This window comes from Dictyobacter formicarum, assembly GCF_016587435.1.
The window spans coordinates 261,286-284,205 of the sequence record NZ_BNJJ01000012.1 but is presented as its reverse complement, the minus strand read 5'-3'; the positions used below and the strand labels follow the sequence as shown (position 1 = coordinate 284,205).

General features: G+C 48.0%; 20 protein-coding genes. 12 read left to right on the top strand and 8 right to left on the bottom strand.

Annotated elements, in window-relative coordinates:
• The 3 genes from JMI88_RS21910 to JMI88_RS21900 all read left to right on the top strand — a co-directional run.
• A partial coding sequence (locus tag JMI88_RS21910) for a TauD/TfdA family dioxygenase (RefSeq protein ID WP_201364102.1) occupies positions 1-749 on the top strand: 749 nt, incomplete at its 5' end.
• Positions 749-5,047, top strand: coding sequence for a non-ribosomal peptide synthetase (locus JMI88_RS21905; RefSeq protein ID WP_201364101.1), 4,299 nt, complete (start codon positions 749-751; stop codon positions 5,045-5,047). The genes JMI88_RS21910 and JMI88_RS21905, both read left to right, overlap by 1 nt.
• A gap of 74 nt (positions 5,048-5,121) precedes the next feature.
• The gene (locus JMI88_RS21900; RefSeq protein WP_201364100.1) at positions 5,122-5,772 is read left to right on the top strand and encodes a hypothetical protein; all 651 of its coding nucleotides are present in this window, start codon (positions 5,122-5,124) and stop codon (positions 5,770-5,772) included.
• A 164-nt stretch (positions 5,773-5,936) separates the two neighbouring features.
• Here the strand turns inward: JMI88_RS21900 and JMI88_RS21895 are convergent, their stop codons facing one another.
• Positions 5,937-6,395, bottom strand: coding sequence for a transposase (locus JMI88_RS21895; RefSeq protein WP_201364099.1), 459 nt, complete (start codon positions 6,393-6,395; stop codon positions 5,937-5,939).
• Between the two features lie 231 nt (positions 6,396-6,626).
• Here JMI88_RS21895 and JMI88_RS21890 point away from each other — a divergent pair, with 231 nt between their 5' ends.
• The 5 genes from JMI88_RS21890 to JMI88_RS21870 all read left to right on the top strand — a co-directional run bounded on the left by JMI88_RS21890 (position 6,627) and on the right by JMI88_RS21870 (position 12,295).
• Positions 6,627-7,547 carry a GHMP family kinase ATP-binding protein gene (locus JMI88_RS21890; protein WP_201364098.1) on the top strand — a complete coding sequence of 307 codons (921 nt, stop codon included), beginning with the start codon at positions 6,627-6,629 and terminating at the stop codon, positions 7,545-7,547.
• Between the two features lie 266 nt (positions 7,548-7,813).
• Positions 7,814-8,863, top strand: coding sequence for a TauD/TfdA family dioxygenase (locus tag JMI88_RS21885; RefSeq protein ID WP_201364097.1), 1,050 nt, complete (start codon positions 7,814-7,816; stop codon positions 8,861-8,863).
• Between the two features lie 46 nt (positions 8,864-8,909).
• The gene (locus tag JMI88_RS21880) at positions 8,910-9,818 is read left to right on the top strand and encodes a PLP-dependent cysteine synthase family protein (protein ID WP_201364096.1); all 909 of its coding nucleotides are present in this window, start codon (positions 8,910-8,912) and stop codon (positions 9,816-9,818) included.
• 99 nt (positions 9,819-9,917) lie between these two features.
• A complete protein-coding gene (locus tag JMI88_RS21875; protein ID WP_201364095.1) occupies positions 9,918-10,991 on the top strand; it encodes a TauD/TfdA family dioxygenase in 1,074 nt (357 codons plus the stop codon).
• Positions 10,992-11,074: 83 nt separating this feature from the next.
• Positions 11,075-12,295, top strand: a complete 1,221-nt coding sequence (locus JMI88_RS21870; protein WP_201364094.1) for a cytochrome P450 — start codon at positions 11,075-11,077, stop codon at positions 12,293-12,295.
• Between the two features lie 340 nt (positions 12,296-12,635).
• On the opposite strand, the gene JMI88_RS21865 is transcribed toward JMI88_RS21870, so the two are convergent.
• The 3 genes from JMI88_RS21865 to JMI88_RS40170 form a co-directional block, all read right to left on the bottom strand.
• Entirely contained in the window at positions 12,636-13,385 is a 750-nt protein-coding gene (locus tag JMI88_RS21865; protein WP_201364093.1) for a thioesterase II family protein, read from the bottom strand.
• Positions 13,386-13,663: 278 nt separating this feature from the next.
• The gene (locus JMI88_RS21860) at positions 13,664-14,443 is read right to left on the bottom strand and encodes a thioesterase II family protein (protein WP_201364092.1); all 780 of its coding nucleotides are present in this window, start codon (positions 14,441-14,443) and stop codon (positions 13,664-13,666) included.
• Positions 14,440-14,562, bottom strand: a complete 123-nt coding sequence (locus tag JMI88_RS40170; protein WP_268906006.1) for a hypothetical protein — start codon at positions 14,560-14,562, stop codon at positions 14,440-14,442. The genes JMI88_RS21860 and JMI88_RS40170 overlap by 4 nt, the downstream gene beginning before the upstream one ends.
• Positions 14,563-15,024: 462 nt before the next feature.
• Here JMI88_RS40170 and JMI88_RS21855 point away from each other — a divergent pair, with 462 nt between their 5' ends.
• The 4 genes from JMI88_RS21855 (at position 15,025) to JMI88_RS21840 (ending at position 18,251) form a co-directional block, all read left to right on the top strand.
• Complete coding sequence (locus tag JMI88_RS21855) at positions 15,025-15,168, top strand: hypothetical protein (RefSeq protein ID WP_201364091.1); 144 nt, start codon at positions 15,025-15,027, stop codon at positions 15,166-15,168.
• Between the two features lie 32 nt (positions 15,169-15,200).
• A complete protein-coding gene (locus JMI88_RS40760) occupies positions 15,201-15,614 on the top strand; it encodes a sensor histidine kinase (RefSeq protein WP_373323932.1) in 414 nt (137 codons plus the stop codon).
• A gap of 603 nt (positions 15,615-16,217) precedes the next feature.
• Complete coding sequence (locus JMI88_RS21845; RefSeq protein ID WP_201364089.1) at positions 16,218-16,463, top strand: acyl carrier protein; 246 nt, start codon at positions 16,218-16,220, stop codon at positions 16,461-16,463.
• Between the two features lie 87 nt (positions 16,464-16,550).
• Entirely contained in the window at positions 16,551-18,251 is a 1,701-nt protein-coding gene (locus JMI88_RS21840; RefSeq protein WP_201364088.1) for an HAD-IIIC family phosphatase, read from the top strand.
• A 126-nt stretch (positions 18,252-18,377) separates the two neighbouring features.
• Here JMI88_RS21840 and JMI88_RS21835 read toward each other — a convergent pair whose 3' ends face one another.
• The 4 genes from JMI88_RS21835 to JMI88_RS39480 form a co-directional block, all read right to left on the bottom strand.
• Positions 18,378-19,070, bottom strand: coding sequence for a transposase (locus JMI88_RS21835; protein WP_201364087.1), 693 nt, complete (start codon positions 19,068-19,070; stop codon positions 18,378-18,380).
• 350 nt (positions 19,071-19,420) lie between these two features.
• Positions 19,421-19,912, bottom strand: coding sequence for a DinB family protein (locus JMI88_RS21830; RefSeq protein WP_201364086.1), 492 nt, complete (start codon positions 19,910-19,912; stop codon positions 19,421-19,423).
• A gap of 1,054 nt (positions 19,913-20,966) precedes the next feature.
• On the bottom strand, positions 20,967-22,376 hold the full coding sequence (locus JMI88_RS21825; protein WP_236023003.1) for a hypothetical protein: 1,410 nt from the start codon (positions 22,374-22,376) through the stop codon (positions 20,967-20,969).
• Positions 22,265-22,903, bottom strand: coding sequence for a hypothetical protein (locus tag JMI88_RS39480; protein ID WP_236023002.1), 639 nt, complete (start codon positions 22,901-22,903; stop codon positions 22,265-22,267). The genes JMI88_RS21825 and JMI88_RS39480 overlap by 112 nt, the downstream gene beginning before the upstream one ends.
• Between the last annotated feature and the right edge of the window lie 17 nt (positions 22,904-22,920).

Sequence of the window (22,920 nt, the reverse complement as noted above, 5' to 3'; positions counted from 1 at the left end):
GTAGAGTCAAAGGTGAAGGGAATGGCAATCTTTACACGCCAGTATTCTATGCACCGGAGAAAAAACTGCTCTGGCATAATGAGAACTCCTTCAACGCCAGTTGGCCCAGGAAAATCTGGTTTTATTGTGCTCAACCTGCCAATGTCGGCGGCGAGACTCCCATTGTCGATAGCCGCGCCGTCTTCCAGCGCATCGACCCCGACATCCGCGAGGCGTTTGTGCGCAAACAGATTATGTATGTTCGCAACTATGGCGAAGGGCTCGGATTATCCTGGCAAACCGTCTTTCGTACCACCGAGAAAGAGAAGGTGGAAGCCTATTGCCGCCAGTCGGCCATTGAGTTTGAGTGGAAAGATGGCGACCGGCTCCGCACCCGTCAGCGCCGTCCCGCCATCCTCACCCATCCTCTCAGCCATGAACTCCTCTGGTGGAACCAGGCAACTCACTGGCATCCTGCCTGCCTGGATGCCGACATTCGCGCGTCCTTACGCTCGCTCTTTGCCGAGGATGATCTGCCGCGCACCTGCTTCTATGGGGATGGCTCTCCGATTGAGGATGCGGTGATGCAGGCCATTTGCCAGGTCTATGCCGAGTTGGAAGTCAGCTTCCCCTGGCAGCGGGGCGACATTCTGATGCTTGATAATATGCTCGCTGCTCATGCACGCAATCCCTTTGAAGGTCCACGCAAGATTTATGTCTCCATGGGCGATATGCTGAGCCTGCACGATGTAGAGAAAGAGGTAGAGTAGTGCAACAAATAAGTGAGGGATTTTCCCTCTCTCCCCAACAGACACGACTCTGGTCACTCCAGCAACAATGTACAACATACCGGGCGTATTGCATGCTTTTAATCGAGGGAGAACTCGATATCGTAGCTCTGCGTCGAGCTACCGAAGCTGTTTTTTTGCAACATGAAATCTTTCGCACGACCTTTTACCGTTTGCCTGGTATGGAGTTCCCGGTACAGGTAATCAATGATCGCCTTCTCTATACCTGGCGACAGGTTTCCAGTGAAGCTGATATCGATCAACAGCAGGAGGAGATGGATAGCTTCCTCCTGGAGTCACAGCATGCGCCCCTCGATGTTGAAAAGGGGCCGCTTATACATTGTTCTTTGCTATCTTTTCCAGATCAAAAACATGTACTTTATATAGGTGCATATCCATTACATGCCGATGTACAGACGCTCTCTAACCTGATACGAGAAGTCTGCCTCCATTATAATAATTCTGCTACAACGAATCAAAGTCAGGAGACCGAGATTCCTCAATATACACAATTTTCTGAGTGGCAGAATTCCCTGCTGGAGGAGGATGGAAAAGCATATTGGTCAAGGCAGAATATTTTTCCTGCCTTGATGCCCACGCTCCCCTATGAGCGCCAGGAAAACCTGTCAGCACAATTCAGGCCACTCACCGTTCATGCTTCTATTGAAGCTGAATTCCAGAAAAGTATATATGCTTTGCTTAAACGATATGAGTGTTCCCTCCCGGTCTTTTTCTTTACTTGCTGGCAAGTATTACTCTGGCGCTTTCTAAACCAGGATGAACTGGTGTTTGGCCTGGGTGTCACTGACCGTCTCTATGATGAATTACTTGATATCGCCGGGCCTATCGCGAAATATATTCCATTTCTCTCTCATCCGAACAAACAGCTACGATTCTGTGATTTTTTACGCAAAGTACAGGAAGACTATGACGCGCATGGTGAACAGCAACTTTACTTTGCTGTAGACGATCCCACGACCACATTGTTGTATCCCTTCGGCTTTGATTACTACAAATTTTCCCCGGAGGTTACGAACGGAAAAATCTCTTTTAGCCCTCACCAGTGCTCTATCAGTAGCGAGCCCTTTAAAGTAAGGTTACTGATACAGGAACATGCTGAGGCTTCTCTAAACCTCACTTTAGAGTACAATGCTAATCTATATGATATTCAAGATATACAACTGCTCTCCGGTCAACTGCAACATCTGATAAAAGACGCGGTGCTACGACCTGAGTGTAAACTGAGCGAGCTAGAGATCCTGAATGTAGCTGAGAGAGATCTGGTGTTGATGAAATATAATCAAACAACCACACCATATCCTCAAGAGATGCTTCTACACCTGCTGTTTGAGCGTCAAGTAGCTCAAACTCCAGATGCTATCGCAGTTGTTGATAAAGATCATCAATTAACCTATCAGGCCCTGGATACCCTCGCGCATCAAACGGCTCAGTACCTACAAAGATTACCGATAGGGGCAGAGGATCTTGTCGGCATTTATCTAGAGCGTTCGGTAGCGCTGGTTATAGCAATCCTGGGAGTGCTCAAGGCCGGAGCTGCCTATGTACCACTCGATCTCTCTGCGCCATTGCCGCGTTTGCGCTTTATCGCGTCCGATGCTCAACTCAAGATAGTACTGACGACTCAGCAGTTACAATCACAGATGACGGAGTGGCCTGAGCAAACGCCAATCGTTTCTTTAGAAAGTATGAGAGAGCAGTTCACCAGCACACGAGAGCTGCCTCCACTTGCCAGCCATTATCTTTCTACTAATAACCTGGCCTATGTCATCTATACCTCCGGCTCTACAGGTAAACCGAAAGGGGTAATGATTTCTCATCAGGGGGCAGCCCACTATGTACAGTGGTGTAGTCAGCACTACGAAGTTGCCTCTGGCTGGGGGGTGCCAGTACATTCGCCGATAAGCTTCGATCTGACAGTAACGGCTCTATTTGCCCCATTAGTGGTAGGCCGTGTGGCGTGGCTATTGGAGGAGGGTAAGGAGTTAGATGAACTTGCTGAAGTGCTGCGCCAAGCAGACCAATGGAGCCTGTTGAAGCTAACGCCAGCCCACCTGAATCTGCTCAACCAGCAATTAGAACCGCATGAACTCTCAGAGAGTAGCCGGGCCTTGATTCTTGGTGGAGAGGCGTTAAAAGGCGAACACATACGACGCTGGCAACAGGAAGCACCTCAGACGCGCTTGATCAACGAGTATGGACCGACAGAGACGGTTGTTGGTTGCTGCATCTATGAGGTCACGCCCGATGAGGAGATCAAGGAGCAGGTTCCCATCGGACATCCTATTGCCAATACACGATGCTATGTGCTGGATGAGCGAGGGCTACCGGTACCGATTGGCATTGTTGGTGAACTCTATATAGGAGGCATTGGCCTGGGCAGGGGCTATGTGGGTCGTGCGGATCTGACGGCAGAACGATTTGTACCAGATCCATACTGCAATATAGCAGGAGCCAGGATGTACCGGACGGGAGATCTGGCTCGCTACAAAAATCAGCAGGGCATATTAGAGTATCTGGGAAGGGTCGACCGTCAGATAAAGTTGCGTGGGTATCGTATTGAGTTGGGAGAGATTGAGAAACTACTAGAGCGACATGAGAAGATAAGAGAATGTGTGGTGGAAGTGTTTGAAGAGCCAGATCTTGATAAGAGTCTGGTTGCCTATGTCGTACCTAATAGCAAGACAATGCTTGAACCGGCAACACTCCGTGATTATCTCAGTGACCACTTACCAGCTTACATGATTCCCGAAAGTTACGTTATCTTAGAGGCATTGCCACTCACAACCAACGGAAAAGTCAATCGCAGCTTGCTTCCGCCTCCGGATAAGAGCCGCAAGGTGTCTGATGAAGACAAAGCTGTAGCGCCACGTGATATGGTAGAATTTCAGCTCCTGCAAATCTGGGAAAAGACATTAAAGGTACACCCCATTCTCATCACCGATAACTTTTTCGACCTTGGGGGCCATTCTATTCTCGCAGTTAGCCTGATAGCGCAGATCCGTAAGCGGCTGGATGTAAACCTTCCACTGGCAATTCTCTTTGAGCACAAAACTATTGCTGAGCTTGCTGCGGTCGTACGACAACAATTAAATGTCATTGAGGACCAGCTACCAGCAGATGTCACCGCAATAGTGCCACGTGATGTCGTAGAGTTCCAGCTACAGCAGATCTGGGAAGAAGTGTTGCAGGTGAATCCTATTCTTATCACCGACAGCTTCTTTGAACTTGGGGGAAATGACCTTCTAGCAGAACGTGTCATAGCTGCGATTCGCGAACAACTGGATATTAATCTTGCGCCGTCGCTTCTCTCTGAGCACAGTTCCATTGCTGAGCTTGCCATTGTTGTGCGACAACGGAGCAATGCATTAAAGACCCCGGCGCTCGTGACTATCCAGGCAGGAGCAACAACAAAGCGTCCTCTTTTCTGTGTGCATCCAGCCGGGGGAACCGTCTTCTGTTATACCAATCTCGCGCGTCACCTGGGGGCTGACCAGCCATTTTATGGGCTACAAACTCCAGATCTCGTTGAGAACGGCGGGACATATATCTCGATAGAGGAACTGGCCGCTCTCTATGTTCGAGAGATACAACGTATTCAACCGCAGGGACCTTACCAGGTGGGAGGCTGGTCCTCAGGAGGGGTAATGGCGTTTGAGATTGCCCAACAGTTAAGCAAACGCCATCAAAAAGTATCATTACTGGCACTCCTGGATGCCAATGTTCCTTTTACCGTTCGTAATCCAGATGCACAGATAAGGGAACTGGATACGAGCGATGCCGCAATAGTAATGGATATTATGTCGCGCAAAACATTTTCAATGGATGAAGATATCTCTATGCTTCCTCCCGTAGAACAGTTGCGCGCTGTGATGGAAGAAGGGAAAAAAGCGAACCTGGTACCTGCGGATACCGATCTCGACCAGTTTCGTCGTCTATGGCGCATTCAGATGATGAATGTACACGCCGTCAGAAGTTATATTCCTGATGTCTATCCCGGTCAAATTGACCTCTTCCGAGCAGAAGAATCTATCAAACTCGGGCGAGGGGCAAAGAAGGCATCTGTTCTTCCTATGACCTGGGCACTGACCGGTGGTTGGGAGACTCTGACCAGCCAGGAAATCCTGATTCACCAACTTCCGGGAGGTCATCGGGACATGATGAGCGAGCCAAATGTGCAACTTGTTGCAACGACCCTTAAAAGCCGTATGGAACAGATTGAAGCTTTTTTAATAAAGGAGGGCCAGGACGATAATCAGTAGAAGCATAAAGCAAAAAGATCATCCTCGTACAATTTTATCGATACCTCTAAATAGAGCATTATCAAGGGCACGTTATGCATCAATTGTTAGCAACCTTGATCGAATTTCTTGCCATTTCTGTTGTAGCTGCGCTGGTCTTTTTGCTCATCTACAAGGCAATACGTCTGTTTCATCGCTCGGAAAAGTGGATCTTGCCAACAATAGGCTGCCTACTTCTCTTATTAGTCCTCGAACGCGCTCTTCCCGTGCTCATCTATCGACCAGGTCAATATGCGCTGGCGGCATTCTCGCTGAGTTCCACAGTGGGCCTGGTTGCGGTCGTTGGGGCACTCTATGCATTGGGCCAGTTTGTTACACGCAAGAGCTATCTACTGGTCAAAAAACGGCTACACTCATGGGGAGCTATAAGCCTGAATAATATTCTGCGTATTTTGCGCTCATTTCACCCTTTTTTAGGCTGGAGCGTTCTGATTGTAGCGGCAATCCATGCTCTGTTATATATCCCCTGGCTGCTGGCACCTCCATCCCACACAGGCATGCCCTCCGGAGCCTCACTGATCAGTGGAAGTATTACCTGGGGCATACTGACAGTGCTGGTGGGATTAGGCACACTGGTGGAGAAAGCCATACGCCAGAAACGTATCGCATCCAGATGGCGGTTGATTCATGCTGCTACATCCTTTGTATTCTTCCTTACCATGATCATTCATATTGGCATCAGATAGGTTGCACGATCAAAGAAATCATAGCAAGGATATACCACAGCTATTTGTTGTGTCGTTGATCAATCAGGGAAGTTGTCAGTCAACTTCAGTTGGAAAGGATTACTGTTCGTTTTGAAGCAATTGTTCGGCTCACTGGACCTTGGATGTGGCCTCTTTCTTGCTTTTCACAATGACGTGATAGCGTGGAGCCGGTTTGGGATGAAAGCCAGGGGCTCATCCCGGCGATTTTCCACAGCAGTGTGGTGGGAGGCGATCCGTTGTTGATCGAGAATCCCCACCCAACTGCTAGGTTCCTCAGGCAAGAGCATCACGGTCGAGAATTGCCAACCGACGTTGATCGGTTTCCTGCAACGCGGCAAATTGGAAACGTAGATGATGCCTCGATGCGCACTCGTATGCGCCTCAGAGCGAGCAATGTTGCTACTATCAACACTGATCCACACTGGCTCGTGTGGCTTCACATGCTTCAGCAAGGCGGTAATCCCTGCTTCGCGCAAGACATCGACATTGATGTGCCCATCGTGCAACGCCTGATGCAGACTGGGCCATTGCCGTATAAAAAGGGCGGTTGAGACAATTCTGGCAAACTGCGCGCTTGACTTTCGCTGAGCAATGCATCGCACAGATTGAACAAGGCATCAGAACCGCGTTCAAAACTGTGGTACACCTGCTGACGAAACTGTTTCAATGTGTTAAAGTTCAAGAGGTAATGTCCTTTTTCTTTGTTTTGTTGATTCTAAACAACATTACCTCATCAGGCAGACTTTGACAATCAAAGCTGCCTTTTTTCTTGGGGTTATCTAAACTTCAATACAGTGGAACAATCATATTTTCCTTGAGAGAAGGGAACGCATATGACTTCCGAAGGTCAACTGCAAGAAGAGCGTGAAATGGGATTTTTGGATATTAATCCATTCATTAGATCAATGAAGGTTGTTATCCCTGGTAGCGCTGGAGAATTAGTACAAGGGCAAATGAATAATGGTGAACATTTTTTAGTAACAAATCCTATTAGATGTTTTTCAGAAATTCAAGTGAGCATCAGTGCTGGACATGGCATAGTAAGAACTTATCCAAATGAGTGTGTAAAGGTGAAAGATGCAATGCATCTAACCTTAGAACTCTTTAACATCACGGATGTGGATGTTCATGTTCACATCAACTCTCAAATCCCTATTGGGAAAGGGATGGCCTCATCAACGTCCGACATTGTTGGATCTATAGAAGCACTTGTACAAATATTAGGCAAAAACATCACTCCAGAGCAGATTTCGGAAATAGCGATATCTATCGAACCAAGTGATGGTTTGATGTATCGAGGAATAGTAGCTTATAATCATCGTCGTGGCAAACTCCTTGAATATCTTGGTGCTGTTCCACCAACAACCCAATTAATTATCGATACAGGAGGTGTTATTGATACAATGAAATTCAATAATACATCCAATTCATATACTGCAGATGAAATTGATATCCTGGCAAGAGCTTTCAACCTGGTAAAAGAAGGAATTCAGACTTCGAATTTAACAAAAGTTGGACAAGGAGCAACGATGAGTGCCAGGGTAAATCAACGATTCTTACAAAAAGACGAACTCGAATCCACCATAGAAGTGGCACTACGTTGCAATGCTTTCGGAGTTATCTGCGCGCATAGTGGGACTATCCTCTCTTTACTTTTTAGCATTGATAATACGCAAGGCCTAAAAAACGCTATCATGGAACTCAAAAATTGCTATCAGCAATATATCGTTGCTCAATCTATTCATTCCTGGTAAAGATAGCCAAAGGCAATAATTGATTTAAGCAGAAAAAGTGTAAGGGGAACGTCTATGTTTAATACCGCCGTTCATTGGATGCTGGCAATACAAACTGAATAAATTAATGTATATCCGCATTGAAAAGTGCAAGCAAACGCTTATAATTATGGATAATGTTCGTATTGCTTGCCAATAATATTTTTTACACATGCTACTTGCATAGCAGGATTGACAAAGATCAACGGTATTCTGCTAGTAACATTTTTCAGCTAAGGAGAAACAAGATGGAGGCAAATCAACACATTGATGCTTCACCTATGCTAGGTGAAGAATGTGTTATCAATCTAAATGATGATGAGAAAGATTCAATAAGGGCAATTACTGATAGGTTGTCCTTATGGGATATTGCTAACTTAGATACGGATGATATTTTTACACAAGTACAAATAGCCCAAAAAGAGATTCCGCACAGCTTGGCCAGCACCCTGATCGATTTTCGTAGAAATTCTAATAATTATGGCACACTCCTTATTCGGAATCTCCCTGTAGATCATGCTCTCCCTCCAACGCCTAACGGTAATCAAAAAGCGTTTTCCAAAACATCTGTGAGTGAATACGCCCTTTTAATGTTAATGATGTATTTGGGAGAGCCTATTGGTTATGCAGATGAAAAGGAAGGAGCAATCATCCAAAACACTTTTCCTGTTGCGGGCCAGGAGGAAAGATTAGAAAATACTGGATCTGTCTATTTAGATTTTCACACGGAATCTTGTTTCCACCCGAACAAACCTGATTACGTTGGGCTGTTCTGTCTTCGCTCAGATCATGATCAGATTGCGAGAACAGCATCAGCTTCAATTTACAGAGCTATACATAAAGTTCCGAGTAAATTGATTTCTATACTAAGACAACCCCTCTATAGAGCTCGAGTTTCCACTGCGTATGTCAAACCGGGTGAACCTGCTCTTTACTCACCATTCATGCCAATACTCTCAGGAGATACAGTCGAGCCAGATTTGTGTGTGAACTTCTTTGGAATGGAGGCAAAGAATCCAATAGCACAACTTGCTTTTGACAGTCTTAAGGCTGCGCTTTTACAAGTCGCTGTTGATTGCGTATTATTGCCAGGAGATCTACTAATCGTTGATAACCGCGTTGCAGCTCACGGCAGGACTGGATTTCATCCACGATATGACGGAAACGATAGATGGCTCCAAAGATTATTCGTGGTCGAGGATTTTCGCCTCTCAAAGCCCAGCCGTTATAGGGGGAAACATGTGTGTCTGCCTTTATCAGTAGAATTTTTTACACATAGTGATGAGAGCACCAAATAAAGGTGACTCAAAATCTCAGTAGGTGCCGTATAAGAAAGGTGTAATTATGGCAGCAAGTAAAAAGAGTTTCTTGAACTGCATTGGACACACCCCTATGCTAGAGGTCACAAAATTGTCGCCAAATCCTGCAGTTCGTATCTTTCTAAAGTTGGAAGGATTTAATGCTAGTGGTAGCGTGAAGGACCGACCAGCACTTTATATGGTTCGGGATGCAATAGCATCGGGACGGTTAAAGACTGGTATGACAATACTTGATGCGACCAGTGGTAATTATGGTATTGCTTTGTCAATGATTGGCAAATGTGAAGGATATCCAGTTACGCTCGTTGCTTCACGAAACATTACAGAGGAGCGAAAAAAACTCCTGCACTTTTATGGAACGAAGATAGTATATATTGATAGCACTTATACAAAAGACTCAATTGAATGTGCCAGGAAACTGGTAGAGCAAGATTCATTCTATTGCTACCTCTTTCAACATGGTAATCCCGCGAATGCGCGCGCTCATTATGAGACTACAGGGGTAGAAGTCATAGAACAGGTCCCGGAGATTGATGCTTTAGTATGTGGACTCGGCTCATCAGGCACACTGATGGGGACAGGGAAACGTGTTCGAGAACATAATGAAAGGGCAAAAATTGTCTCCGTCGAACCACGTGTAGGTTCCCGGATTCCGGGCTTGAGAAACCTCGAAGCGGAGGGATATTCCCCACCTCTCTTTGACCCAAGTTTTCCCGATCATCGGCTTCAAGTTTTGGAAAAAGATGCACGTGCTATGATTCGGACTATAGCACATAAGGAAGGCGTATTTATAGGAATATCAGCAGGGGCAGTACTCCATGCTGCTGTGCAAGTTGCTAGCTCGATAAAAAGCGGAAACGTAGTTGCAGTTTTGGCAGATGCTGGCTGGAAATATATGAGCGTTGGTATCTGTGAAGATGAAGACGCAAGCTAGCAAAGGTATTGTCAACTTGAGTTTGTTACACGCAAGAGCTATCTAATTTCAACGAAGTTCTTCTCCTGTACATTTCACATTAAAAGAAAGAGGTTAATCGTGGAAACCAGGCCAAGCATTCGCAATAGTATTAGAAAGAGTATCCAGGAACGACGTGAAGAGACAAAGCCGGGCAACATCACGTTGACAAAGTCAAGTTATCTGGCACCAGAACTAACGCTTCCGCTGGTCCTAGAGCCAACGATGATGGGGGTCAACCTAGCAACCTGGGCTACGCACAATCGGGAGTACGTGCAGAAGGAGTTAAATAAGCACGGCGCAATTCTATTCAGAAACTTCGCCATCGATTCTCCTGATAAGTTTGAGAATGTTGCACGCTCCATCGCAATTGACGGAGAGCTCTTTGATGAATATGGCGACCTGCCGCGTGATACGCCCGGCTCCAAAGTGTATCATTCAACGCCGTACCCGGCGGACAAGTCGATCTTATTTCATAATGAAAGCTCTCATATGCACCGCTGGCCGATGAAAATCTTCTTCTATTGCGTAAAACCCGCTGATGGGTTGGGTGCGACGCCGATTTTAGATTGCCGCAAAACCTATGAGCAGCTCGACCCGGCTATTATTCGGCGTATGCAAGAGAAGAAGTTGCTGTATGTACGTAACTTCATTGACGGATTGGATGTCAGTTGGCAACAATTCTTTGGCACAACGAATAAACTCAATGTCGAAGCGTATTGTCGCAAAGCAGGCGTAGCATTTGAGTGGAAAGGAGAAAATCGACTCACAACCAGGCAGATCAGCCCTGCGGTGGTACTGCATCCACAGACAGGTGAACCACTATTCTTCAACCAGATTCAATTGCATCACATTTCTTGTCTGGACCCGGATGTTAAAGAGTCGATGCTCTCGATGTTTAGCGCAGAAGATCTGCCGCGAAATGTCCTTTATGGTGATGGTACTCCCATTGAAGATTCCATTGTGAATGAAATCTCTGCAATCTATGATCGCCTGGCAGTACGCTTCCAGTGGCAAAAAGGAGATGTCATCATGCTGGATAATATGATGGTAGCTCATGCACGAGATCCTTTTGAAGGAACACGTAAAATACTTGTGGCTATGGCAGAGATGGTATCACAGAAAGCTATCCTGGACAAAAGTAGTCCACAGTAATACTGGATCTGCATTGACTGCCTGCCTCCTATACGCACCAGAGTTTCCATAGCAGGCAGCAGTGCCGCCATCGAAAGGCCCTAATGATGCAAAGAAAACCCACACACAAAACGCCAGATACACTGAATTTGCTGACACTACGACGGAACTATACCAACCCACATCAGTTGTATACATCCCTGAGAGAGCAAGGTGCTCTCCACTTTGATAGCACTAGCCAATGCTGGCTGGTGACAGGGCACCAGCTTACCGCTTCAATGCTGGACGACCCTCGTTTTATCTCCGGTCTCGGTTCAGGCTCAGCCTCAAAATCAACATCAGGGCGTTTCTCGCCCGTTAGCCGACAAATGTTATTTATGGATGGGGAAACCCATCATAAAGCACAGGCTGTTATGCTCAGACCTCTGGCACAGATGGTCAAGGAGATGCCTCCCACCATCAGCAAGATCGCCCAGGATGCAATTCAAGCAGTGAGCGCCACAGGAGAAATCGACGCCGTAAGCCAGTTTGCAGCGCCCATCTCTTTATTGACAATCGCTCACGTTCTTGGCATCCCTACGGAAGATAGAGAGCTACTTCAACAATTGGAGCAATGGTCTGATACCTTTGGAGACATCACCAGCGGCTATTTCCGTGGTGCGGGTCAGGATGTGCAACGGCTAGAGGAGTATTTTCGTCAGCTGATTACGCAAAAAAGACGCCATCCAGACGAGAGTCTTCTCAGTGCCTTTATCGCTGCCCACGATATCTTCCCAGAGGAAGATGATCTCGTTGCAAACTGCATGATGGTTTTCGCGGCAGGTCGTATTACGTCAAAAAAGTTGCTGGGCAATGGTCTTACCTTTCTGACACAGCATTGGCAGCAGTATCAGGCTGAGATGCAGACCAATCCTCACTTTATAAAAGCACTTGGTGAGGAGCTTCTGAGAATAATAACACCAACCCGCTACCTGATTCGCGAGGCCAGCGAGGATATTGTATTTCCGGTTTCGGCCTCCCACACCCAACGGATTCAGCAAGGGCAACGTGTGTTGCTTTTTCTAGAAGCTGCTAACTATGATCCTGCAATCTTCCCTCATCCTACAACTTTTGATCCACATCGCCGTCCCAATAAACATGTCGCATTTGGCTTTGGACCACACCAATGTCCGGGCGCGACTCTGGCACGGATGGAGACACAATTGGCACTTGAAACAATCTTTACACTTTCTAATCTTCGCCCAAAACCCGGGGTAAAGCCAAGTTGGAACCCTAATCCAAATCTTGGTGGCTATACGCATAACCCTCTCATTTTTAGCCGCTAATCAGGCTCTCTCTGGAAACATTAATCGTTGGGGCTCACGGTCCTCAATGCCTGTGGAGAGTCCGTAAGACCTGGGGCGGTAAAAACCAACCCTGGCAAGACTCAGCGAAGCAGGAAACCCCGCAAGTGATTGTGGGAATCCTCCGGCTTTCGCCGTGGGGAGGATGTCAAGATATTCACTCATTCCCACCTGTATAAGAAAGCTTCCCGCAATGGTCACACTATAAAGATGACCCATCACCGGGTTCTTTTCTGTTTGCAGTCGATGAAAGTATCGACTGCAAACAGAAACCAGACTGCAATCAAACCACTCCGGGCCAACTTTCTATAAAAGAAAAACTTTATGCCAGGGAAAGCTCTGTCTGAATGCATTCTGTAAGCAACTTCATCAAAAAATCAGGATGATGTAAACCAAAGAAATGATCCCCTTCAAATATCTGGACACGAAAAGGTCCCCGGGTATAGCCCTGCCAGGCCCGGAGATCCTCACAATTGGGGACAAACTGATCGTGTTCGGCTCCAAAAACTGTCAGAGGAAAATCAAAAGGTTTATCCAACGGAGATATATCCTGAGACAGCATTTCAGAATCATGCTCTACCGCCGGGATAATTGAGAGAATATAGTTATATTCCGGCGAGCCTGGTTTATAAAAACCTGTCATGACATCAACAAAAGCAGGTGTTTTCATAAATGCAGTCTGTGCTGCCCGCTCATGCGGAGCCATACAACCGATAACAATAAAGTGATCTGGTTGCACTCCAGCTACTTCGCGTAAATAGAGCGCGACCTCATACCCCCAAAGAGCTCCGACACAATAACCATGAAAAACGATTTTCTGTCTTTTGCGAGTATGAGTAAGCAATGATTGACCAACGGCAGCGATAATCTGGGAGTGATCTGTATAGTCTGCCATTTCCTCCCCCCTATTAGGAAGTTGGATGGCACACAATTCTATGGTTTCTGGCAAGCGCCTGGAGTAAGCATCCCACATCCACGCGTCAGATCCACCAGGTGGAAAGCAGACAAGTCGCACTTGAGCATGCTCATTTGGACGAGAGATACGGAGCAAGCCATCAGGTGAAAGAAACATAAAACAATCCTCCATGCAAAAGAATTCTACGGTGTTACTTGATCAGGCGAAATCCCGTAAAGACTATATTTGAGTCATCTTCTCATTGCTCCTATTTGCCCATTATGTCTACTGAAGAAATTAGGGAGCGCAGATTTCTTTCAAGGAGAATACGACCATACGCTAGCAGATCCTTTTCTTGCAATATATCTCTCCCTGTACCGTCACACTAGCAGCTACACTATATAGGTCAGGGTGGCGCCAGCAAATCATACATATCGTACAAAGTTGCGCGAGCACTAAGTACTTGAGTATAGCAATGGCAAAAGGCTTTGAGTAATCACATGGAGGAGAGCATATCGTTCCTTACGCAGAAAAAAATGATCACCAGCAAAGAAATGCATCTTAAAGGCACAGGAAGTTTGCTTTTGCCATGCAGAAATAGCCTCTCGCGTCACATCTTTATCCTGTAATCCCCCAAAAACAGATAGTGGACATTTCAGTAGTAGTTCCTTTTCATATGTATATGTTTCACATAATGCAAAATCGGCACGCAAAAGTGGTATGACCATTTTCAGTAACTCAGCATTTTGTAATACCTCCTCCGGCGTTCCCTTCAACCGACGGATCTCTTCAATAAATGCAGGTTCTGTTAGATTGTGAGATGGAGGATCAATATCTTGAATATCTGGAGCACGCCGACCAGAAACAAAAAGATAAATCGGGCGAGTCTTATGATTCATTCGACGCAATAAACGAGCAAGCTCAAAACTTACAAGCGCCCCCATACTGTGACCAAAGAAGGCGTATGGCATATCGAGATATGGCAACAGAGATGGCATCAGAGATGCCAGCAGCGCATTTAGATTCGTAAAGGGCGGCTCCATCACGCGATTCTCACGACCAGGGAACTGCACAGGACATACTTCAATATTTGGCGGTACATTCTCTGACCAGGTGCGAAAAATCGATGCCCCTCCACCAGCATATGGAAAGCAGAACAATCGCACACGAGCACCTGACTTACGTTGCAAGTATGGAAACCAGACATTTTTAGTTTGAGCATAGTAGATATTCACGCGAGATCACACCCCGGTCGTAGCCCGGTACGAAAAGGATACCAGGCATTATTATACGCAAGCCTTTTGCTTGCAGCCGTCCGGGCATTAACGTTAATAATAGAATCTAATCGAGCCATAATGTCTCCTCACTTCATATTTTTAACTTTTACAGCTCATATGGCGTCATAAAACCTGATTATCAAAAGCATGCTCCGCTATTTTTGCAAACAAATTTAATATCTGCGTAAGAAGATGCTCTATCCTATTCATTCCTATCAATGGATACGCTACAATGGGCAATAATGATTAAATGCGTTATTTGCAAGAGATTACCTATATGATAAATACTGTGCATTTATGAAAAGAGCAAACACGTGATCGTTTTCTGTACACGCTATCTTTTCCAAAATCACTCATAGTAAGTGTACTAGGAGATGTTGCGAAAAGAAATGCTTATGAAGAGGCTAATGAAGATAGAGTAAGGGGCTACTGAGGTTTTTTAGGGGCTTTCAAGAGGCTAGATAGAAATCTGCCTGTTTATAGGCTTCAATACTACCTATAAATATGAATTGGGAATTATTCAAGCAGAAGCTCAACAAATGACACGGACAGTGACCGCGTTGCTCACACTCGCCCGTATAGATACAGAACAGGCAATCTTTGCCCATGAGCCTATCGATGTTAGCGAAGTGATTCTTGATGTCATAGAGCGCCTTGTTCCTCTGCCCAAAGATATCAGGTAGAACTGTCGCTAGGGGCAATATTAACGTTCTTAGTGCGAGGCAATCACGAGTATCTTGCGCTCATGCTTACAAACCTCATCGAGAATGGACTGAAATATACCGCAGGGGTTGGCAGGCACGTCCACATTGAATGCCATACTGAGGAATGCATACGAATACAAGATGATGGTCCAGGTATCGCAGAGGAGCACTGGCCGTACCTTTTTAATCGTTTCTTTCAAGTTGTTCCTACTGGCGTATCCAGGGAAAGCACACGAGCGGAGGACCCCACACCGTCTTCCAGTGGTTGTGGTCTGGGTCTGGCTCTTGTTAAGTGGATAGTCCAGATACATGGCGGCAAAGTGCACCTTCAGAGCCGCGTTGGACACGGATCATGTTTTGAAGTGCAACTACCGATCCACAGGGTTTCAGGCACATCAGCAAACAAGAGAAGAGCCTCTTTGTAGCCTCTCTAGCCTCCTCAAAGCCTTTAATAGCCCCTTGAATTTCCTGGGGTAGCCGCTATAGAGCCGTTTCTTTTCCTCTGGTTTCCTTGTACACTTCACAACAGGAAGTCCTGGGAAAGAAAACGTCAGCATCACAATCCTTTCGTTGTAGCGTTTGCTCCGACAAAAATGAAAAGAAGCACATTTTTCCTACTTGCATAAAGGGTATGGCAAAGTGGCAGGGCGTGTCTGCCATGTTCGGGCATAATGCCCCTGTGATCAATGTGATGACAGTCTGTGATCCTTCTCCAGGAAGTTGCTCATTACCATTATGAGTACACGGAAGCATTGCCGCATTCTCATTTCCTACACACATGCCAGATCACTTGCAGAAATCCACCAGGGTATTTCAAGCCAGCATTCAAATAGTTTACGCCTATTGCATTAAGACGTACCCAGACCCGACACCTAGCAGTAAATACGAAGAGAGTACATCCTCACAAGACACAACTCTTTCAGAATTGCTCACAGCAGCGTGGTCGATTCTGATTTCATTGTTTATCCCATACTCATAGATTATCGGTTTTCCACTGGAAAAGTTGCGAATACGTCAGGAAGAGCTTTATGAAAGTACAAGAATTGATTGCAAGCGTCATGAATGTCCCGTTATCGCTCATTACATCTTCTACAGGTCCGGACACATTGGATGCCTGGAGTAGTCTTAAACACCTGGAATTAATAGAAGCCATTGAAGAAGTGTATAACATAAAATTGACAACACGAGAGATACACACATTAACCTGCGTAGCCGATATATATCATATTTTGCAACAAAGATCGATAAAAATAGATAGCAACACAGTCGATTGACCGACCGCTAAATAAGAGACAACAAAGCAGTTATACGCATCCAAACAGTTCATTAAAAATAATGACAAAAAGGAGATAATGGTGAGCTTGCTACAAAAGCGTCAGAGCTGGCAAAAGATTGTTAGCACTGAACGTGCGGTTCAAGAGCGATTAATAATCTTGAGTACCTTCACAGCGAATCCAATAGTTCCATATCTTGGCCTTGCGTTAGAAGAGCTTGGTCTTCCTACAGATGTCAGGATTGGGCCATATAACCAGATGGCGCAGCAATGCCTGGACGAGAAAAGTGAGACCGCCAGGTTTACGCCTACCATTCTCGTCGCCTGGCCACGACTGGAAGATCTCTGGGCTGGACGGGATCTTCCATTAGCTGAGTCGGCCGAAAGTTTTGTCCAGGAAGCCCTCGAACTGGCAGACATTTTCCTGGAGACTATGCGCAACTGGCAAACAACGCTGGTTTTCGTTTTGCCTGCTATCCCTGAGGAACGACCACTGGGCATTGGTGATGCCTGTAATGTTACAGGCATCTTTGCTATTGCAACCGCAGTACGCGAAGCACTCCGCCTCCGACTCGCAAAGCAATCAGGAGTACTGTTGCTTGATTTAGAAGAAGCAATTCGTTCAATTGGAAGTGCCTCTGCCTACAATCAACGTCTCCTCGCAATAGCACATATACCCTTTTCTGAAACACTGTTTCATTCATTAGGTGAACGTCTGGCGCGGCTGCTTCTGTTGAGCAGAAAACCGGCGCGGAAAGTCATTGTTCTTGATGCTGATAACACGCTCTGGGGTGGTGTCGTTGGTGAAAATGGGCCACTGGGGGTTGATTTAGATGCGAATGGACCAGGAGCTGCTTACAGAGATTTCCAGGCTTTTTTGCTAGAATTACGGCGCACAGGCATGCTTCTTACACTATGTAGTAAAAATGATGAGGCGGATGTCTGGGAAGTTTTTGCGCGTCCTGAAATGCTCCTCAAGCCTGAGATGCTCTCTGCATGGCGCATTGGCTGGCAATCAAAGGCAGCCAGCATCCAAGAACTTGTCGATGAACTGAAGCTTGGAGTTGACAGTTTTGTATTTATAGATGATAACCCCGCCGAAATTGTAGAGGTGCAGGCAGTATTTCCTGAGATCGTCTGTATACAGATTCCGGCAGACCCCGTTGATTGGCTAGAAGCGCTCCAATCGGCAGGTGTATTGGATAGATTACCACCTCTTTCAGAGGATCTCAAACGAACAGGCTACTATCAACAAGAGCGCCTGCGTGCTGCCGCCAGGAAAGAAGTAACATCACCGGAAGCTTATCTGACACAGTTACAAATTGAAGTCAGGATGTTTCCACCAGCAGCCACCAATATACCCAGGTTAACACAGCTTATCGCCAAAACCAATCAATTTAACCTGAATTGTCGTCGTCGTTCCACGCTAGAGCTATCACAGATCTGTGCTGAACAGTCGTATATTGTGCATCTAACACAGGCGTACGACCGCTTTGGAGACTATGGGATAGTTGGCGCCTGGATTGCCAGGCTCAATCATGATGACATAGTATTGGATACGTTTGTCATGAGTTGCCGAGCGATGGGACGTGGGGTCGAGGAGGCTATGCTTGCCGATCTGTTTGAGGTTGCGGCAAAATATGGCAAATCAAACCTTGTAGCAACAGTGGAAGAATGTCAGCGCAACGAACCGGCCCGCACATTCTTCGCTCAATTTGGCTGTGAAACGCCGGGGATGAGCTATCACCTCCGTTGTCCTCAATGGCCATCCTATATCAAACGTCATTGACATCCTCCCCCGGCTGAAGCACGAGGGCTTCCTCGAATCACTTCGAGGGTTTTGACCTTGACCCGTTTTCGTAGAGCCTCCAGAGGTTGGAGCTGAGGAGAATGAAAACGTTTTTACGTACGTAAATTACGTATCTATACTGACGGCTTGCACGGCTTCCGGGTTCTCAAGCCGTTCGAGCAGCGCACACACCGCTTCCAGCGTCCGGCCTTCTCCCACTTCGAGGACCTGATGCCGTTCGACATCACACAGGATGGTGTCGTAGACCTGTCCTTTGCGTCTGGCAAACTCATCTATTCCCAGAAAGCGAGGGGCCGGCAGGCGACTTTCCTCCTCCAGCGTTCGCCCATGCTTCATAAGCTCCTCTTGGAGCACAGCTTGAAAGCAAGCCTGCGCAAAACGCGAGCCGGCGCCAAAGCTCCTGCCGACATCGACCAAGGGCTGCTTGAAAACCTGGTCCCCAATCGTTTGCCGCAAGCGTGCCGTGGTTCGGCGACACCATCCACAGGCACTATCGCGCTCGGTAAACACCTTTTGACACTGGTCGCAGCGAAAGCGCCGTTTGATGAGGATCAATTCCACCTTCATCATTTGACACGGGAGGTCGCGTTTGCGGCGAGGTCGCCGATCATGGATCTTGGAAGAGCTGTGCTGACACACTGGACACGGTTGGCGGCTGGCCGTGGATACGATCACCACGCTGATGGTTCCATCCTCTTGCCACTGTTGGTCACACATGCGAAAGCCGGGAAGGTTCAATGGGACCAACATCCCCTCGGTTTGGGGCGCTGCTGATGATGTGATATGCTGCTTGGACATAGCTTATTATTCGCCTCACTTGGCTGTTTTTTTGTTGGGTACCAAGTTGAACGAATGATGAGCTTGTCATTTTTTCTCCTCCCCTCTTTGTCTCATTTCACCCGCAAGGACAGAGACCCGAAAAAATCTCGCACCGTAAACACATTTTATTGACAAACTCCTCTTTCTGTGGGCATAATGCGAATACATCAATTATTATCTTTTACGGAGGTTCTGACATCTATGCCGGCCCACCGCTAACTCCCACGGGTTGCGCAACGAGGTAAACTCAAGCAAAGAAGAAAGCAAAAGAGATCTATCGAGACGGAGACGAGCTGGTCTCCGCCTCGGGTGAAGAGCGGTGAATTTGCTTACAGGTTGATGGCAGCCAGACCATGCATACCAAGCGTGAACGAGATCTCACCACCATGGTGCAGATCATGTTCGAGTAGATGCCAGATGACCCATTGACGGGTATAGGTTTGTTCTTCTCCATTCCCATCAGTCTCATGGAAAATCTCATCTAAATCGGCAATCGTCCAGCGCTGAAGGGCATCCTGGATCACCCGCCAGGTCTTTTCCAGTCCGCTGACCAGTTCGGCGCCAGATTGCTCAGGCTGAGCTGGAACATTCCGTGTATGGAGTGGAACGAGATTCTTGTCGTTCTCCTTGAGTACATAGTACAGCCATCCGGCGCGTGCCCCAATGATATGGCTCGCAATGGCGCCAATAGAGCGCAGGCGTGGCTCTGCACGCAGGGCAAGCTGCTCAGATGAAAGGGGCGCCAGAGCATGAACCAGGTGTTGCTGGTACCCATCCCAGCCTTTGTAGAAAGAGGCAACCGGGAAAGCATGTTCAGTCATGAATATGTTCTCATTTCTTGTGTGTCAAAACGCGAGGCGCGCTCCAGGGCACAAACGGCCCTAGGAAATTCTTGTTGGAGACAGAAAAAGCAGAGGTGATGCACTCAGGATGGGCAAACGAGGGAGATGATCCCTGTCACAAAGATTGGTTTTCGCTTGCGACCGCTATGCAAGAAAGACGAGAATGCCTGCATATTGCCAAAACGCGGTCCATTTTTGGAGTCGCGAGTTCAGGCTCTTTCGCACATAGCGGGTTCGGTGCATAGCCTCATTGAGATGCGTGTTTTGTCCATACATTTCACCTCCTTTCAGCTATCGAAGAACATTATTCAATAGACTGAGTATATCATCGTGTCTGGCGCTTTACAAGTACTTGCCCCTGGTCTTCCCAGCTCGTTTGGGTCAGTTTTACCTCAACACGTGCTTCCAACTAGTGAGTCGGGATTAGAGGTAGTTCCCTTTTTCATTGTCAAAAGAGCGGCGGTTCCCTTTTTCGTTGTCAAATGGCCCCAGAATCAAATTATCGTTGCCACACTAAAAGGGATTCATTGCCCCGAATCAGATTGGAAATTGGTCCCCAGTATCATTGACAAATACATTCTTGTCTTGCCAGGACTTTTGTCTCAGCTTGAGCAATCAACTCGGTCCTCCACCTTCTGTCTTGGAGAGCTATCAAACGCTACGGTTTGTCACAGGAAATCAACGGTTTTGACACTCTTGCGGACGCCCGCCAGTTCATTCATCAGAACCACTAACGATGCCAAAGCTGATGAATGAACTGGATGCTGTATGGAGACAGGAGCAAACCACTCAGGCTCCCTTACACATCCCACGTATTGCGCAACGAGGTTGTTGAAAAGTTAAACACCGCTTTGATATGCGGGAATTGTCCAGAACGGAGTTCTTTTCGCCTTGAACGAAGCAGAAACAGAAGGCTGAAGAGCGGAAACAAGGGAAGGCAAGAGGGATCGAAGAGCCAGCCGGAGAAGAGAGAAAAAGAAGCGGCCGGAGAAGCACGCTTGTTTGAGGAAGAGGAGCCGCGAGAAGCATGCGGTTACGCTGCGGCCCAACCGAAAGAGGCTGCAAAGCGTTCGGGAACGCCGAACAAGCGGATCGTTACCTGCCCAGACGTTTCGGGACGCGCATTGCGAGCCAACCGCTGTGCCCACGAGAGACGATAATGGGCACGCTCGGCACGGGAGAGTAACGCGGGAGTGACGGCTGGGGGAGCAGCGTTCGGGTCATTTCCTGGCTCTGCCTGGATCTCTATGCGCTGGTGGCGAAGCAGATGGATGCAGGCACGCCGATGAGTTCTACGGCTCCAGTCCTGCCAGAGGAGCGGAGCAGACCCAACCGTCACCGGATGAAGCAGGACGCTCACCTGACGCGGCTTTGCCGTTGCCCCGCCATTCCATTGGCACTGCTCACGTACTGGACAGGGACGGCAACTGCGAATACTGGCTCCATACACCACACGCAGGCTGCCATCGGCTTCCCAGCGTCGCTCATGGGCAACAAGCTGTTGCTTGGCAGGACAGCGTAGTGTGCCATCTGGCTGAAGCGTGAAGTCCTGCCCCGAGAAACGGCCTGCTTTGAAGGCGATGGCAACCGTCGGCTTGCCATATCCACAAGTGGGAGACTGCTGTTCGTTGGTTTCGGACGGAGCTTTCGCAAACTCGGTGGTGCGCAACGGCTCCGGCTTGAGTTGATGGCCCAGTTCCAGGCGTAGGTTCCACACCCATTGACTCACGATGCACCATGCTTCCTGGCCACAGGCAGTGTGACTACACCAACGATCGGGGTCGATCTCCTGATCTTCGTCTGCTAATATTGACTCAAAGGCCCCGCGATGCAGATACAACTCGACAACGTCGCAAACAGTGAACCCCTGCTGTGGCAGGTTCGTGAAGAAGAGTTCGTACACGACGCCCGCGCGGGTGACTCCAACCGGGCTCTTCTTTTCGGTGGCCGGATGGGTAGCCACGACCACGCGGCATACGACGCCCTCGGGTCCCACCGGGACCTCTGGACAATCGTAGAGGCTGCGCACTGTCCGACTTTCGGGACGCTGTTGCATCTGATCGGGAGGCAGATGCAGACGCGCCTGAACCAGCGGGCAATCCAGCACCGTGTATTCTTTGCCACGGGTCACGAAGGCGAAGGAAGCTACATCTGCGACCACAGCTCCCAGGCCATATTGTCCGTCAAGCCGCACCAAAGCACGCGCCTGGGGGAACTGGTATGCCGTGAGATAGCGACCAATGGCACCGAGCGCCTTTCGCAATTCCTCTCGGTAGCGCCCGTTGCCCTTGTTTCCAAAACTGCCGAGCCAGTGGTAGCTGTGGGCCTGACTTACCGTTGTGCGGGTCCGAACCACTTGCCCGCGTTTGCGTCCGGTGTAGCCAGGAGCACACACGTCATCCAACCGACGAAAAGCCAGGGACAGGTCGTCAGTCTGAGGCACGGCACGTTGCCTCGCCGCTTCTCGCGTGCCATCAATGTCAAAGACGATCCAGGCGTGACCCGCTCGATCCACCAGCCCCCCAGTCTGTTTGTCAGGTGTGAGTGGCCGATCGAGCAGATCATCGAAGAAAAGGTGCATAGGGCTTCGACGGGGGCTGGCGTCAACGCTGCTAAAAAACGTGAAAGAGCTGAGCGAGAGGGGAGCCGGTCGCGTTCAAACAAGGCCATGAACGGAACGGCGAACGGCTGGAGGCTCTCGTAAAACTCCTCCAGGGTGCGCTCCCCACTGATCGCATAGCCGAAGAGCACTGCCAGAAAATCGACGACTTCGTACCGCCCGAACCGCTTTCGCGCAAAGCGCACCTGCTCGCTGATCTTGCCGAGGACACCATGCTTGCGAAGATGCGCTGTTAGCACCACGACTTCCCCGAACCAGGAAGGGGTCGAGGGCTCAGACCGCGAGAGCGCCTGGATGCTGACCAGAGAATCAGCCATACCCATTGATTGTTCTCCTTCACGCTTTTTCACGCTTTCAACGCTTCGGA

Excerpts from the sequence above, each read along its gene's own strand:
- JMI88_RS21900 (WP_201364100.1), top strand. The coding sequence starts at position 5,122 with ATGCATCAATTGTTAGCAACCTTGATCGAATTTCTTGCCATTTCTGTT.
- JMI88_RS21890 (WP_201364098.1), top strand. The coding sequence starts at position 6,627 with ATGACTTCCGAAGGTCAACTGCAAGAAGAGCGTGAAATGGGATTTTTG.
- JMI88_RS21885 (WP_201364097.1), top strand. The coding sequence starts at position 7,814 with ATGGAGGCAAATCAACACATTGATGCTTCACCTATGCTAGGTGAAGAA.
- JMI88_RS21880 (WP_201364096.1), top strand. The coding sequence starts at position 8,910 with ATGGCAGCAAGTAAAAAGAGTTTCTTGAACTGCATTGGACACACCCCT.
- JMI88_RS21870 (WP_201364094.1), top strand. The coding sequence starts at position 11,075 with ATGATGCAAAGAAAACCCACACACAAAACGCCAGATACACTGAATTTG.
- JMI88_RS21865 (WP_201364093.1), bottom strand. The coding sequence starts at position 13,385 with ATGTTTCTTTCACCTGATGGCTTGCTCCGTATCTCTCGTCCAAATGAG.
- JMI88_RS40170 (WP_268906006.1), bottom strand. The coding sequence starts at position 14,562 with ATGGCTCGATTAGATTCTATTATTAACGTTAATGCCCGGACGGCTGCA.
- JMI88_RS21855 (WP_201364091.1), top strand. The coding sequence starts at position 15,025 with ATGACACGGACAGTGACCGCGTTGCTCACACTCGCCCGTATAGATACA.
- JMI88_RS21845 (WP_201364089.1), top strand. The coding sequence starts at position 16,218 with ATGAAAGTACAAGAATTGATTGCAAGCGTCATGAATGTCCCGTTATCG.
- JMI88_RS21835 (WP_201364087.1), bottom strand. The coding sequence starts at position 19,070 with ATGTCCAAGCAGCATATCACATCATCAGCAGCGCCCCAAACCGAGGGG.
- JMI88_RS21830 (WP_201364086.1), bottom strand. The coding sequence starts at position 19,912 with ATGACTGAACATGCTTTCCCGGTTGCCTCTTTCTACAAAGGCTGGGAT.